Here is a 12,645-nt window from a genome sequence, read left to right as displayed (position 1 = left end):
ATGCGCGTCGCGAACGCGATAACCCCATCCGCCGCTGCGCAGTCCCAGTCGGCTTCTCCGCGCACGGAACTGGGCAAGGACGACTTTCTCAAGTTGCTGATCGTGCAGCTCAAGATGCAGGATCCTCTGCAACCCTTGCAGGATCGGGAGTTCATCGTCCAGCTGGCCCAGTTCCGCATCCTCGAGCAACTCGACCAGCTTAACCGCACGAGCGAGGCTGCCCTGTTTGCGTCCGTTTCGTCGGTGATCGGCAAGCGCGTGACATGGGGCGAGGGCGAAACCGACACCGTGAGCGCTGTCGTGCGGCGGGACGGACGGTACTATGTACAGACGGCCGGTGGACGGGAGATTCCCTTTGAGTCGATTGCACAGGTCTCCGAATCCGCATCAACACTGTGAGGAGGGGGAAGCATGCTCCGCGCGCTGTACTCGGGGGTTTCTGGCATGCGCCAATTTCAGTTGAAACTGGATGTTGTGGCGAACAACATCGCCAACGTGAACACGGTGGGATTCAAAAAAGGGCGTGTGCTGTTTCAGGACATTCTCAGCCAAACGGTCAGCGGTGCAGGACGGCCGGAAAATGCCACACGTGGGGGTACGAACCCGCGCCAGATCGGGTTGGGCGTGACCACAGGGGCGATCGATACCGTCTTTACACCGGGCAGCCCCATGACGACCAACGTTCCGACGGACCTCTACATCAACGGAGACGGTTTCTTCGTCTTACGCCCATCAGAGGATGGACCGGTGTACCTCACCCGTGACGGGAGCTTCCATGTCGATTCCCTCGGCTACCTGGTTAACGCCCAGGGGCTATACGTCATGGGGACGAACGGTCTGATCCAGATTGACCCCGACACGTATACGTCCTTTACCATCACGCCCAACGGCGAAGTGATGGGAGTGTTGGACAACGGGACCTACGATGTGATCGACACGATTCAATTGGCCAAAATCCCCAACCCTGCCGGTCTAATGAAGGTGGGCAACTCGCTGTATGAGGTGACGGCCAACGCGATCGATCCCAATGCCACAATTGACGATTATTTCACCACACCCAACGATCCGGTTCGAGGAACCGGCGCCGTCATCGCCGGGATGCTGGAGATGTCGAACGTCGACTTGACGGAAGAGTTCACCGAAATGATCATCAGCCAGCGCGGCTTCCAGGCCAACGCGCGCACCATCACTACTTCCGACGAGATCCTGCAGGAACTCGTCAACCTGAAGCGCTAATCGGCAGTGGGAATGACGGCACGTAAGCGCCGGCGCCTGCGGTCGCGACCGCAGGCGCCGGAACATGGGCGATTGTCCGGTCCCATTCGCCGGATCTTGGCGCGGTCCTCGGGGTATGGTGGAATGGAGCGGGCGCTCGCCTGAGGCCTTGGGATGGCACCACGGAGAGCGCGAGGTGAGGCGATGATTCTGCTGACGCGGCTCAACGGGTCGCAGTTTTCCCTCAACGCTTTTCTGATCGAGACGGTGGAAGAAACACCGGATACCGTCGTCACCCTGGTGAACGGCAAGAAGTACATCGTGCGCGAGTCGATGGCTGAGGTCGTGGAACGTGTGCGCACGTTTCTGAAAGAGGTACGGGTTGGCAAAGTGTTGTAGCGAGACGGAGGGATTCGGTGACACGGCATCGGTTGTTCTACATCGCGCTGATCCTCATTCTTGCCATCGTCCTGCTCTTTGGCGTGTGGTTTGTCTTGTGGTGGACCACGCAACAACTCAAGGCCCAACCGCTGTCAGGTCAAGCCCGTTCGGGTGAAAGTGCGGAAGAGCTGCTGGAGCGAACGGTGGATACGCCAGAGATCGTGACCAACCTCTACAGTGGAAATTTCATCCGTATCCAGTTCAAGCTGGTCTTGGACAGCGAGGAAACGAGGGAAGAACTGGAAAAACGTATGTTCCAGGTCGAACATACGGCAATTGCACTCTTGTCATCGCTGACCCCCGACGACATCCGCGGGGAACAAGGGCTGCGGAATGTCGAAGAACGGCTCAAGGCGCGGGTCAACGCCCTCTTGCAAACCGGAAAGGTGGAACGGGTGATCACAATCAAGAAGATGGTACAGTGATGGGGCGAGGGGCCACAGGTGGAGGTGACACCCGTGACGTCTGATGTGTTGTCGCAAAGTGAAATCGACGCGCTCCTAGCTGCGCTCACCTCGGGGGAGATGTCGGCCGAGGAGCTGAAGCGCGAGCAGGAGACGCGAAAGGTTAAGCCCTACGATTTTAAGCGGGCCCTTCGCTTCTCCAAGGATCAGATCCGCAGCTTGGCGCGCATTCACGAAACCTTCGCCCGTTCGCTCACCACGCTGTTTTCCGCGATGTTGCGCACCTTTGTCCAGTTTTCTGTGGTTTCCGTCGATCAGCTGCCGTACGACGAGTTCGTGCGTTCTATCCCTAACCAGACCGTGCTCAACGTGTTTGAGGCCCGCCCGCTGGAAGGGCGCATGGTTCTCGAAGTCAACCCCAACGTTGCCTACGCCATGCTGGACCGCTTGTTGGGCGGGCGGGGCAAGGGGATGCAGGTGATTGGAAAGTGGACGGAAATCGAGATGTCCATTCTCCAGCGCCTGTTTTCACGGGCCCTGTCCCTTTTGCCCGATGCATGGAAGAATGTGCTCGACCTCGACGTGCACTACGACACCCTCGAGGTGAACGCCCAGTTTATCCAGATTGTCTCCCCGAACGACACGGTCGCCGTGATCACGTTCCGCACCGTGATCGGGGACACCTCGGGGATGATGAACCTGTGCCTGCCGCACATCGTCCTGGAGCCGGTGATGCCGAAACTCTCCTCCCATCACTGGCTGTCCCCGCAGAAGAAACAGCGCCCCCCGGAACAGGGGGCCCTTCAGCGGCACATGAAGCGGGCCGCTGTGCCGGTAGTGGCCGAGCTCGGCACAGCCACCATCACGCTGCGCGATCTGCTGCAGCTGGCTCCGGGAGACTGCATTGTGCTCGACCAATCACCGGGCGACCCGATTGTCGTCAAGGTGGGCAAGATCCCCAAATTTGTGGCCCGTCCGGGGACGCATCGCGGCCGCCTCGCCGTCCAGATCGAAGCGAGGGTAAAGGGAGAGGACGCCGATGACTGAGCGCGACAAGTTGAGCCAGGAAGAGATTGACGCCTTGCTGCGCGGCTTAGGGGGAGACGCGGAGGGTGATCGCTCCGAACCGCAGCCGGATGCGGTCTTGTCCCCCATCGAACAGGATGCCCTGGGCGAGATTGGCAACATCTCCTTCGGCAGCGCGGCAACGGCGCTGTCCACGCTTCTGGGGCAAAAGGTGGAGATCACCACGCCGACGGTATCCTTGGTCCGCCGCGACGCGCTGCGTGACGAGTTTCCCACGCCCCATATTGCCATTTTCGTCCAGTACACCGACGGGCTGGAGGGCACCAACCTGCTCGTTCTGCGCACCGATGACGCGCGGATCATCGCCAATCTGATGATGGGCGGCGACGGGACCAATCCCGACCCGGAACTCGGTGAGCTGCAGTTGAGCGCCGTGCAGGAAGCAATGAACCAGATGATGGGCGCGGCAGCCACGTCGATGTCGACGGTCTTCAACCGCAGGGTGAACATCTCGCCGCCCATCGTCCAGCTCTTCGACCTGTCCAAACCGGACGAGGAACTGCCCCTGCCCGACGAGACCCTGGTCAAGGTTTCCTTCCGCCTGCGGATCGGCACATTGATCGACTCCACGATCATGCAGCTGTGCCCCTTGTCGTTTGCCGTGCAGCTGGTCAAAAGCCTGCTCGGGGAGACGAAGGTGGCGGAGCAAGCGGCGACGCCTGCGGAACCGGTGAACCGGGAAGAGCCGGCGCCGTCTACGTCCGCCCCGTCATCGCCGGCGGCATCCGCGCAGCCGCAGACAGGGGCGGGTGAAGCGACTGCTTCCGCCGAGCGGTCGGCACGGCTGACGGCGGGCAACGGGAACACGGGCGCGTCGCCTTCGCGCACGGTGAACGTCCAGCCCGTCCAGTTCGCACCCCTCAGCTCCGGACTGCTTTCCACCGAGGAGACGAACCTGAGCCTGCTCTATGACGTTCCGCTCCAGGTGACGGTCGAGCTGGGACGCACCGAGAAAACGATCAAGGAGATTCTCGAGTTGACATCAGGGTCGATTGTCGAGCTGGACAAGCTGGCGGGAGAGCCGGTGGACATCTTAGTCAACGGCAAGTTGATCGCGAAAGGGGAGGTCGTCGTCATCGACGAGAACTTCGGCGTGCGCGTCACGGACATCGTCAGCCAGCGGGATCGGATGGAAAAGTTAGGGTAGTTGACGGGTGCAAATCGCCACAGAAGGAGGTAGGGAGCCCATGTCGGCACGCGTACTGGTGGTGGACGACGCCGCGTTCATGCGCATGATGATCAAGGAAATCTTGACCAAGAACGGGTACACCGTCGTGGGGGAGGCAAGCGACGGGCATCAGGCGGTGGCGCTGTACAAGGAATTGCAACCCGATGTGGTGACGATGGATATCACCATGCCCGAGATGGACGGCATTACCGCGCTGAAGGAGATCAAGAAATTCGATCCGAATGCCAAGGTGATCATGTGTTCGGCAATGGGGCAGCAGGCGATGGTGATCGATGCCATCCAGGCGGGGGCCAAGGACTTTGTGGTCAAGCCGTTTCAGGCGGACCGGGTGCTGGAAGCGTTGCGAAAAGTGTTGGGGTAGGGTTGCGGGATGCAAACGGCTCGCAAGGCGCTGGTTGCCTGTGCGTTGCTGTGGTTCCTGGGGGGGCATTTCGCCCTCGGCATGCCCGGCAGCATCGCGTGGGCCGAAGGGGAGCGCTCCGTCTACGAAACGTATCAAGCGCCGACCCCCTCGACACGGCCTCCTTCTGCGCCGAACCAGCAGGACCGCGGCCAGCCGGCGCCCTCCGAAGCGGCGGCCGGCGAGGGCGGAGGACTGGCCGCGATCCTCGTCCGTCTGGTCGCCGCACTGGCGCTGATCCTCGCGCTGATCGTCGGAGCGGGTCGATGGCTGTCTCGCCGCAACCCGTTTGTTCGGCCCGGCATGCCGGTTCGCGCCCTCGGGGGATGCGCGGTGGGTCAGAACAAGAGTGTGCAAGTGGTGCAAATCGGCGACGGCCTTTACGTGTTGGGGATCGGTGAGGACGTGCAGTTGCTGCGCTACATCCCACCGGGGGACGAGGCAGAGCGGCTGCGTGCCCTGTTCGACGCCGCGGGCGCGGGGAGCGATCGAAGGGGTTGGTTGGGGCGCATACGCGGGATCGCGTTTCCGATGCAATCGGAAGCACGGACCGAGGGTTCCTCGTTTTCCGAGCTGCTGGCCACCCGCTTGCAGGCGTTACGGGAGGCCCGCGCGCATCTGCCGGTGGAGGCGGAACGCAAACCCGATGCGGACGGAAGGGAACGGCCAGAATGAAGCAGCAATTGGGGCGCGGAATGCGGTTCGGCATCTTCCTCGCCGCGACACTGCTTGTCGGATGGCCGTCGCCTGTTAGTGCGGCCCAGCGCACGGCGATTCCCGGCGTCAAGCTGGAGATCGGCACGGGTGCACCGCCCGACGTCGCCGTGACGGTGCAGCTGCTTCTCCTGCTGACGGTATTGTCTTTGGCCCCGGCCATCCTGATCCTCATGACCGCCTTCACGCGCATCGTTGTGGTGCTGTCGTTTGTGCGCATGGGGCTGGGCACGCAGCAGACGCCGCCAAACCAGGTGCTGATCGGTCTGGCCCTGTTCATCACGTTTTATGTCATGGCGCCCACCTTTTCGCAGGTGTACCATCAAGCGGTTGTGCCGTACCTCGACGGCAAGCTCTCGCAGCAAGCGGCACTGGAGGCGGCCGCCAAGCCGCTCAAGGCGTTCATGGCCAAGCATACCCGGGAAAAGGATTTGCGTCTGTTTCTGCGCCACGCCAAGGGCGCAGAGCCGAAAACGATTGACGAGATCCCTCTGCACATGCTGGTGCCCGCGTTCGTGCTCAGCGAATTGCGGACGGCGTTTCAAATCGGGTTTCTGCTCTTGTTGCCGTTTTTGGTCATCGACATGATTGTGGCCAGCACGCTCATGGCGATGGGAATGGTGATGCTGCCGCCGGTGATGATCTCCCTGCCGTTTAAGCTGCTCCTGTTTGTGCTCGTGGACGGCTGGTATCTGGTCGTCGAAAGCTTGCTCGCGGGGTACTAGGAGGGGGAGGCGCGTGACACCCGAAATGGTCGTTCACCTCGCGCGTGAGGCGGTTATCGTCGTGCTTCTTGTGTGCGGGCCGCTGTTGGGGGTGGCCCTGGTCGTGGGCTTCGTGGTGAGCCTCTTTCAGGCGGTGACCCAAATTCAAGAACAGACCCTTGTCTTCATCCCCAAGATTGTGGCCGTTTTCGTGTCCGTGGCCCTGTTCGGCCCCTGGATGCTGCGCCAGTTGCTCGCCTTTACCCATGAGATGTTCAACCAGATTCGATTGCTTACCCAGTAGGTGGGGGCCATGGCCGATTGGCTGACCCAGCTCCCGGCGTTTGGCTTGGTGTTGGTTCGCATGACGGCATTTTTTACCGTTGCGCCGGTGTTTGCCGGGCGCACGATACCGCCGATGGTCAAGGCGGGGTGGGCGGCGCTGGTGGCCTTGCTGGCGATGGGCGTTGTGTCCCCTCCAGAGATCCCGCTGGACGGGCGCTATGTTCTCCTCGCAGCGAAGGAAGCCCTCGTGGGGCTGGCCCTGGGGTTTTTGGCCGCGCTCTTGTTTTCCGCCGTGCAGACGGCCGGCGGATGGCTGGATCTGCAAACCGGCTACGCGGTGGCCAACCTGTTTGACCCGCAAAGCGGGACGCAGATCCCGCTCTTGGGTCATGCCAAGCACCTCCTCGCCATGCTGTTCTTTCTTGCCACTGACGGCCATTACTTGCTCGTGGACGGCATCGTGGAAAGCGTCCGCCTTGTGCCGGTAGAACATCTGGCGGTGCCGCTGGCCGGTGCTCCGGTAAATGCCCTTTTCGTGCGCGCCGTTGTGCGCATGATGGTCATCGCCGTCCAGCTCGCGCTACCGTTTGCCGCGGCACTCTTTCTGGCCGATCTGGCGCTGGGGATGTTGGGGCGGGCCGTGCCCCAGATCAACGTGCTGGTTCTCGGCCTCCCGGTGAAAATTGGCCTCAACTTGCTGGGATTGGCCGTGGGATTGCCTGTTTTTTTTGCGGTGTTGCTGGGGCTGTTTCGCGAACTATTCGCGGCTGTTCGCGCCCTTGTTTACCTGCTGGGCGCGTCGGCGTGAGAGGATGCACGGCGATGTCGGTTGGGTTGGCGTTCGATTTGCAGTATTTCGCCGAGGAGAAGACGGAAAAGGCCACGCCGCGTCGGCGGCAAGAAGCGCGGCGGAAGGGGCAGGTGGCCAAGAGTGCCGAACTGCCCGCGGCGCTCATCCTGCTGGCGGCGTTTCTCCTCCTGCTGACGGCGGGGAGCACGTTGGCCCGGGAAACGGTGGAACTTTTTCGACAGGGGCTGGCGGTTGAGGTGCGCGATCCGCTTACGCCCCGCTCGATCGAGCACCTGATGATCGCGTACGCGCTGGCGGGACTGAGGATTGTTGCCCCCTTTGCGGTTGTCGCCCTCTTGTTGGGCGTGTTGGGCAACACGGTCCAGTTCGGATTCCTCGTGACCACCGATCCGCTCGTTCCCCGGTGGACGCGGCTGAACCCCGTGGAAGGGCTAAAGCGGATGGTGTCGGTGCGGGCGCTGGTCGAGCTGGGCAAGGCGTTGCTCAAGTTTGTGATCATCCTTGGGGCCCTGATCCTGGTGCTGTGGCGGGAGGTGGAGCGGATTGCGACACTGCCGCGCATGCCCCTCGCCGATGGGCTTGCCTACCTGGGCCGCACGACAGTCTACCTGGGCCTGGTGTTCGCCGGCGTGCTCGTGGTGCTCGCCGTTGTCGATTATGGCTACCAGCGGCTGGTATACGAGCGCCAGCTGCGCATGTCCAAGCAGGAGGTCAAGGACGAGTTTAAGCGCACCGAGGGGGACCCGCTGATCAAGCAACGCATTCGCAAGCGCCAGCGAGAAATGGCCATGCGGCGGATGATGCAGGAGGTGCCCAAGGCCGACGTCGTCATCACCAACCCGGTCCATGTCGCCGTTGCGCTGCGCTATGACGCCGGGGAGATGGACGCGCCCCAGGTGGTGGCCAAGGGGGCGGATTACCTCGCGCAACGCATTCGCCAGGTCGCCGAGCAGCACGGGGTGACGATCATGGAAAACCCGCCTTTGGCACGGGCCTTGTACGCGCGGGTGGAGGTGGGGCAAACGATTCCGGAAGACCTGTATAAGGCCGTGGCCGAGGTGCTCGCGTACGTCTATCGCTTGAAAGGGAAGGCCTAGAGAGGAGGCACAGGGATGATTCGCCTGCAAGATCTCGGGGTGCTCGTTGCCGTCATCCTCATTGTCCTGATGATGGTCATCCCGTTGCCTCCGGCGGTGCTCGATTTCCTGATCTTTCTCAACATCTCGCTGTCGCTGCTCATCCTCCTCGTGGCCATGAACACGCGGGAGCCCCTCGAGTTTGCCATCTTCCCCTCGCTGCTCCTGTTGACGACGCTGTTTCGCCTGGGGCTGAACGTCTCGACGACACGGGCCATTCTCACCGACGCCAACGCCGGAAAAGTGGTGCACACCTTCGGCTCCTTCGTCATCGGCGGCCAGCCGGTGGTCGGGTTCATCGTGTTCCTGATCCTGATTGTCATCCAGTTCGTGGTGATCACCAAGGGAGCCGAGCGTGTGGCCGAAGTGGCGGCGCGCTTTACCCTCGACGCCATGCCCGGAAAGCAGATGGCCATTGACGCCGACCTGAACGCCGGGCTGATCACCGAAGCCGAGGCGCGGCAGCGGCGGGAGAAGATCGACCGGGAAGCCGACTTCTACGGGGCGATGGACGGGGCCAGCAAGTTTGTCAAAGGGGATGCCATCGCCGCGATCATCATCTTTCTCATTAACATCCTGGGCGGATTTGTCATTGGCATGGCCATTCACGGCATGCCCTTTTCGGAAGCCCTCCACACCTACACCCTGCTCTCGGTCGGCGACGGGCTCGTGAGCCAGATTCCGGCCCTCCTCATCTCCACGGCCACGGGGATCATTGTCACCCGTGCGGCATCGGACGGCAACTTCGGCCAGGACGTCTTGCGGCAGATTCTGGCCTATCCGAAGCTCTTGTACATCGTTGCCGCCACGGTGTTTGCCCTTGGCCTCTTCACCCCCATCGGGCTGTTCAGCGCCTTGCCGGCTGGCCTCTTGGCCCTTGGTGGCTGGCGCATGCGCCAGGTGGCCACCCGTCCCGCGGTGGAGGAAGCGGCGGCAGCGGATCACCCGGCCGAACGGGAAGCGGAACGGCTGCGCAGCGCCGAATCGGTGCAGCAGCTTCTGTATGTCGATCCGATCGAATTCGAGTTCGGCTATGGCCTGATTCCCCTCGCCGACGCATCCCAGGGCGGCGACCTTCTCGACCGCGTGGTGATGATCCGCCGCCAGTTGGCGCTGGAACTGGGCATTATCGTGCCGGTGGTGCGCATCCGCGACAACATCCAGCTGAAGCCCAACGAGTACGTCATCAAGATCCGCGGCAACGTGGTGGCCCGGGGCGAGCTGATGCCCGATCACTACTTGGCCATGAGCCCGGGAGTCGACGACCCGCGCGTGGTGGGCATCGAAACGACGGAGCCGGCCTTTGGACTCCCGGCGCTGTGGATCGACGAGGAGATGAAGGAAACGGCAGAGCAGGCCGGCTATACGGTGGTTGACCCGCCGTCGGTGGTGGCCACCCACCTGACGGAGGTGCTGAAGCGGCATGCCCACGAGCTCCTCGGCCGTCAGGAGACCAAGGCGCTGTTGGACGCCGTGAAGGAGCACGCACCGGCGCTGGTGGAGGAACTGGTGCCGAACGTCCTTTCCGTCGGCGACATCCAGCGCGTACTGGTCAAGCTCCTGAGGGAGCGGGTTTCCATTCGCAACCTGGTGACGATCCTGGAGACCCTTGCCGACTACGGGCGGTACACGAAGGATCCCGACATCCTCACCGAGCACGTGCGGCAGGCCCTGGCGCGGCAAATCACCCGCCAATATGTCCAACCGGGCGAGCCGCTGTATGTGGCCACGCTTGACCCGGAGACGGAAAAGCGCATCGCGGACAGCGCGCAACAGACGGAGCACGGGTTCTACGTGGTGCTCGAACCCGAAGTGGCCCAGCGCTTTTACCGGTCGGTCAACGAGGCGGTGAGCCAACTCCTTCAGTCCGGCCGTCAGCCGATTCTGCTCACCGCACCGGGGGTTCGCCCCTATGTCCGCCAGCTTGTCGAGCGTGTTTTGCCTGACGTGCCGGTGCTGTCCTACGCCGAGCTGGAGCCGAATGTGGAAGTCCGCAGTGTCGGGGTGGTGAAGTTGTAATGCGCGTCAAGCGCTATGTGGTCGACTCGCTGCCGCATGCCCAGGAGCTGATCAAGAACGACCTGGGCCGCGATGCGGTGATCCTGTACACCAAACCGGTTCGTGCCGGTGGGCTGTTCGGGCTTTTCGGCAAGAAGAAGTTTGAGGTAATTGCTGCAGTAGACCACTTCCCGCCGGACACGTGGGCCGATGATAGGGATGCCCGCCGGGAGCGGCAAACCGTGTCGCCGGACGGGCAACCCGCCGGTGGCCGGCCGCTGACGGCGGTGCCGGCTGCGGTGGCCCGCGCCTACCGGGCGGCATCGGAAACGATCCCCTCCCCGTCTGCGGCGGATGCGGCGCCGCCGGCGGCGGAACGCCGTGCCACGGGCCGGCCTTCGCGGGAGCAGGCGCAAGCGGCGCCCCCCGCCGACACGGCTGCTTCGGCATCCGGTTCGACAACCGCGCCCGACGGTTTGGCCGGCGAAATCCGCGCCCTCAAGGAGATGGTGGCGCGCCTGATGGTCAACCCGGCGCGGATGAGCCATCTGCCCCCCACGCTGCAGGCAATCTGTCAGCACCTGGATCAACAAGGCGTTTCCGACGCGCTGGTGGCACGGCTGGTCGACCGCTTGCTGTCTGGCGCGAGCGAAGTGGCGGACAATGAGAAGGTGCTGTGGGCCGAAGCGCAGGAGGCCCTCGCGGCGCTTATCGCCGAGCTGGCACCGCCGCGTTCCGAGCGCGAGGCCCAGTTGCACGTGTTCGTCGGGCCCACCGGCGTCGGCAAGACGACCACCATCGCCAAGCTGGCCGCCGAGCAGGTGTTGAAACACCGGCGCAAGGTAGCTTTTGTGACGGCCGACACGTACCGCATTGCGGCGGTCGACCAGCTGCGCACCTACGCCAACATCCTGAATGTGCCCCTCGAGGTGGTCTTCTCTGCCGACGATCTACGCAAGGCGCTGGCCAAGCTGGCCGATTGCGACCGCATCTACATGGATACGGCGGGCCGCAACTACCGCAACGCCTCCTTTGTCGAGGAGCTCAAGGCCTTGCTGGAACCGGCTCCCGCCTGCGCCACGCACCTGGTGCTCAGCCTGACGACGAAATACGAGGACCTGAGAGCCATCGTGGCCAACTTCCTGCCCCTGTCGATCGTCTCGATCATCTTCACCAAGGCCGATGAAACGTCGTCCTACGGTGCGCTCCTGAACGTGGCCAGTGAGTTCGGCCTGCCGACGCGGTACATCTGCTGCGGCCAAAATGTTCCGGATGACATCTGGCCGGCTACGCCCGCGCGCATCGCCGATCTTCTGGTGGGGGGCAAGGGCCGTGCGTGACCAGGCGGAACCCCTGCGCGAGCGCATGCGGCGGCTAGCCGCGGATGTCGTGCATCCCCAAGCCGCGGCGCCGGCAAGCGGTACGGCACGCGTTCTGGCCGTCACCAGCGGGAAAGGCGGCGTGGGCAAGTCCAATGTGGCCCTCAATGTGGCGTTGGCCCTGGCCCGGGCGGGGAAGCGCGTGGTTCTGGTCGACACCGACATCGGCTTTGCCAACCTCGACGTGCTGATGGGCATTGCGCCGCGGTTCCATCTCCTCGATCTGGTGAGGCGCCGCCTGTCGGTGTGGGACGTGCTGACCGAGGGGCCGGAAGGGATTCGCTTTCTGGCCGGTGGATCCGGGGTTGATCTCCTGCTGTCGCTGGAAGAGGAGGCCCTCGGGTACCTGTTTGACCAACTGGAACAGCTTGAAGAGGTTGCCGACGTGGTGCTGTTTGACACGGGAGCGGGCCTGTCCTCCCATGGCTTGCGTGTCCTCCAGGCGGCCGACGACATCCTCCTCGTTACAACGCCCGAGCCCACCGCCCTCACCGACGCGTATGCCCTGGTCAAGCTGTTGGTGCAGCAGGCATCTGGCGGGCCCGGTCTGCCCTCGTTCGCCATGTGGCTGATCGTCAACCGTGCCCGCTCGCGCCGGGAAGGAGAGGAGGTGGCCCGCCGCCTGGTGACGGTGGCCCAGCGGTTTCTCAACCTGTCTATCGCGGTTCTCGGCTGGATCCCCGAGGATGACCATGTACGCCGGGCCGTCCAGCTGCAGCAGCCGCTCCTCGTGGCCTACCCCCATGCCCCGGCGGCCAAGGAGGTGGCGCGCATCGCCCGAACGTTTGCCGACGGGGATGCGCCTGCCATCCGTAGGCCGGGGGGGATTCGCCAGTTTCTCCACCGCCTGTTCAACCGGTTGTAGCGCATCGTGCAGCACCCG

The 12,645-nt window shown here is 63.2% G+C and carries 15 protein-coding genes; all 15 read left to right on the top strand.

The features are described 5' to 3' along the window. The 15 genes from ACYQ0Z_RS08710 to ACYQ0Z_RS08640 all read left to right on the top strand — a co-directional run bounded on the left by ACYQ0Z_RS08710 (position 1) and on the right by ACYQ0Z_RS08640 (position 12,627). Entirely contained in the window at positions 1-399 is a 399-nt protein-coding gene (locus ACYQ0Z_RS08710; protein ID WP_459866842.1) for a flagellar hook capping FlgD N-terminal domain-containing protein, read from the top strand. Positions 400-411: 12 nt separating this feature from the next. Further along, a complete protein-coding gene (locus ACYQ0Z_RS08705; protein WP_459866839.1) occupies positions 412-1,236 on the top strand; it encodes a flagellar hook-basal body complex protein in 825 nt (274 codons plus the stop codon). A 183-nt stretch (positions 1,237-1,419) separates the two neighbouring features. Continuing rightward, the gene (locus tag ACYQ0Z_RS08700) at positions 1,420-1,614 is read left to right on the top strand and encodes a flagellar FlbD family protein (RefSeq protein WP_459866836.1); all 195 of its coding nucleotides are present in this window, start codon (positions 1,420-1,422) and stop codon (positions 1,612-1,614) included. Positions 1,615-1,631: 17 nt separating this feature from the next. Continuing rightward, positions 1,632-2,081: a flagellar basal body-associated FliL family protein gene (locus ACYQ0Z_RS08695; protein WP_459866833.1), complete on the top strand. Its 450-nt coding sequence runs from the start codon at positions 1,632-1,634 to the stop codon at positions 2,079-2,081. Positions 2,082-2,114: 33 nt separating this feature from the next. After that, on the top strand, positions 2,115-3,107 hold the full coding sequence (gene fliM, locus ACYQ0Z_RS08690) for a flagellar motor switch protein FliM (protein ID WP_459866830.1): 993 nt from the start codon (positions 2,115-2,117) through the stop codon (positions 3,105-3,107). Beyond that, positions 3,100-4,293 (top strand): flagellar motor switch phosphatase FliY, encoded by a 1,194-nt coding sequence (fliY, locus tag ACYQ0Z_RS08685; protein WP_459866827.1) that lies wholly within the window; start codon positions 3,100-3,102, stop codon positions 4,291-4,293. The genes fliM and fliY overlap by 8 nt, the downstream gene beginning before the upstream one ends. A 40-nt stretch (positions 4,294-4,333) precedes the next feature. Further along, positions 4,334-4,696, top strand: coding sequence for a response regulator (locus ACYQ0Z_RS08680; RefSeq protein ID WP_459866824.1), 363 nt, complete (start codon positions 4,334-4,336; stop codon positions 4,694-4,696). Between the two features lie 9 nt (positions 4,697-4,705). Then, complete coding sequence (locus tag ACYQ0Z_RS08675) at positions 4,706-5,410, top strand: flagellar biosynthetic protein FliO (protein WP_459866821.1); 705 nt, start codon at positions 4,706-4,708, stop codon at positions 5,408-5,410. Beyond that, positions 5,407-6,174, top strand: coding sequence for a flagellar type III secretion system pore protein FliP (gene fliP, locus ACYQ0Z_RS08670; protein ID WP_459866818.1), 768 nt, complete (start codon positions 5,407-5,409; stop codon positions 6,172-6,174). Before ACYQ0Z_RS08675 ends, fliP begins: the two co-directional genes overlap by 4 nt. Positions 6,175-6,187: 13 nt before the next feature. After that, positions 6,188-6,457, top strand: a complete 270-nt coding sequence (gene fliQ / locus ACYQ0Z_RS08665; RefSeq protein WP_459866815.1) for a flagellar biosynthesis protein FliQ — start codon at positions 6,188-6,190, stop codon at positions 6,455-6,457. 9 nt (positions 6,458-6,466) lie between these two features. After that, on the top strand, positions 6,467-7,246 hold the full coding sequence (fliR, locus tag ACYQ0Z_RS08660; protein ID WP_459866812.1) for a flagellar biosynthetic protein FliR: 780 nt from the start codon (positions 6,467-6,469) through the stop codon (positions 7,244-7,246). A gap of 14 nt (positions 7,247-7,260) precedes the next feature. Beyond that, positions 7,261-8,346: a flagellar biosynthesis protein FlhB gene (gene flhB, locus ACYQ0Z_RS08655; protein ID WP_459866809.1), complete on the top strand. Its 1,086-nt coding sequence runs from the start codon at positions 7,261-7,263 to the stop codon at positions 8,344-8,346. Between the two features lie 15 nt (positions 8,347-8,361). Further along, positions 8,362-10,404 carry a flagellar biosynthesis protein FlhA gene (flhA, locus tag ACYQ0Z_RS08650; protein WP_459866806.1) on the top strand — a complete coding sequence of 681 codons (2,043 nt, stop codon included), beginning with the start codon at positions 8,362-8,364 and terminating at the stop codon, positions 10,402-10,404. Further along, positions 10,404-11,723 (top strand): flagellar biosynthesis GTPase FlhF, encoded by a 1,320-nt coding sequence (flhF, locus tag ACYQ0Z_RS08645; RefSeq protein ID WP_459866803.1) that lies wholly within the window; start codon positions 10,404-10,406, stop codon positions 11,721-11,723. The genes flhA and flhF overlap by 1 nt, the downstream gene beginning before the upstream one ends. Next, complete coding sequence (locus ACYQ0Z_RS08640; RefSeq protein WP_459866800.1) at positions 11,716-12,627, top strand: MinD/ParA family protein; 912 nt, start codon at positions 11,716-11,718, stop codon at positions 12,625-12,627. The genes flhF and ACYQ0Z_RS08640 overlap by 8 nt, the downstream gene beginning before the upstream one ends. Positions 12,628-12,645: the final 18 nt, after the last annotated feature.

The sequence above is a fragment of the Calditerricola yamamurae genome (assembly GCF_054654135.1).
Note: the sequence above shows the minus strand (reverse complement) of the source record. Positions and strands in the feature narration are given on the sequence as shown.

What these genes read in the sequence shown, in the direction of transcription:
- fliR (WP_459866812.1), top strand. Translation starts at nt 6,467, where the DNA reads ATGGCCGATTGGCTGACCCAGCTCCCGGCGTTTGGCTTGGTGTTGGTT.
- ACYQ0Z_RS08705 (WP_459866839.1), top strand. Translation starts at nt 412, where the DNA reads ATGCTCCGCGCGCTGTACTCGGGGGTTTCTGGCATGCGCCAATTTCAG.
- fliY (WP_459866827.1), top strand. Translation starts at nt 3,100, where the DNA reads ATGACTGAGCGCGACAAGTTGAGCCAGGAAGAGATTGACGCCTTGCTG.
- flhB (WP_459866809.1), top strand. Translation starts at nt 7,261, where the DNA reads ATGTCGGTTGGGTTGGCGTTCGATTTGCAGTATTTCGCCGAGGAGAAG.
- ACYQ0Z_RS08700 (WP_459866836.1), top strand. Translation starts at nt 1,420, where the DNA reads ATGATTCTGCTGACGCGGCTCAACGGGTCGCAGTTTTCCCTCAACGCT.
- flhF (WP_459866803.1), top strand. Translation starts at nt 10,404, where the DNA reads ATGCGCGTCAAGCGCTATGTGGTCGACTCGCTGCCGCATGCCCAGGAG.
- flhA (WP_459866806.1), top strand. Translation starts at nt 8,362, where the DNA reads ATGATTCGCCTGCAAGATCTCGGGGTGCTCGTTGCCGTCATCCTCATT.
- ACYQ0Z_RS08710 (WP_459866842.1), top strand. Translation starts at nt 1, where the DNA reads ATGCGCGTCGCGAACGCGATAACCCCATCCGCCGCTGCGCAGTCCCAG.
- fliP (WP_459866818.1), top strand. Translation starts at nt 5,407, where the DNA reads ATGAAGCAGCAATTGGGGCGCGGAATGCGGTTCGGCATCTTCCTCGCC.
- ACYQ0Z_RS08680 (WP_459866824.1), top strand. Translation starts at nt 4,334, where the DNA reads ATGTCGGCACGCGTACTGGTGGTGGACGACGCCGCGTTCATGCGCATG.
- ACYQ0Z_RS08675 (WP_459866821.1), top strand. Translation starts at nt 4,706, where the DNA reads ATGCAAACGGCTCGCAAGGCGCTGGTTGCCTGTGCGTTGCTGTGGTTC.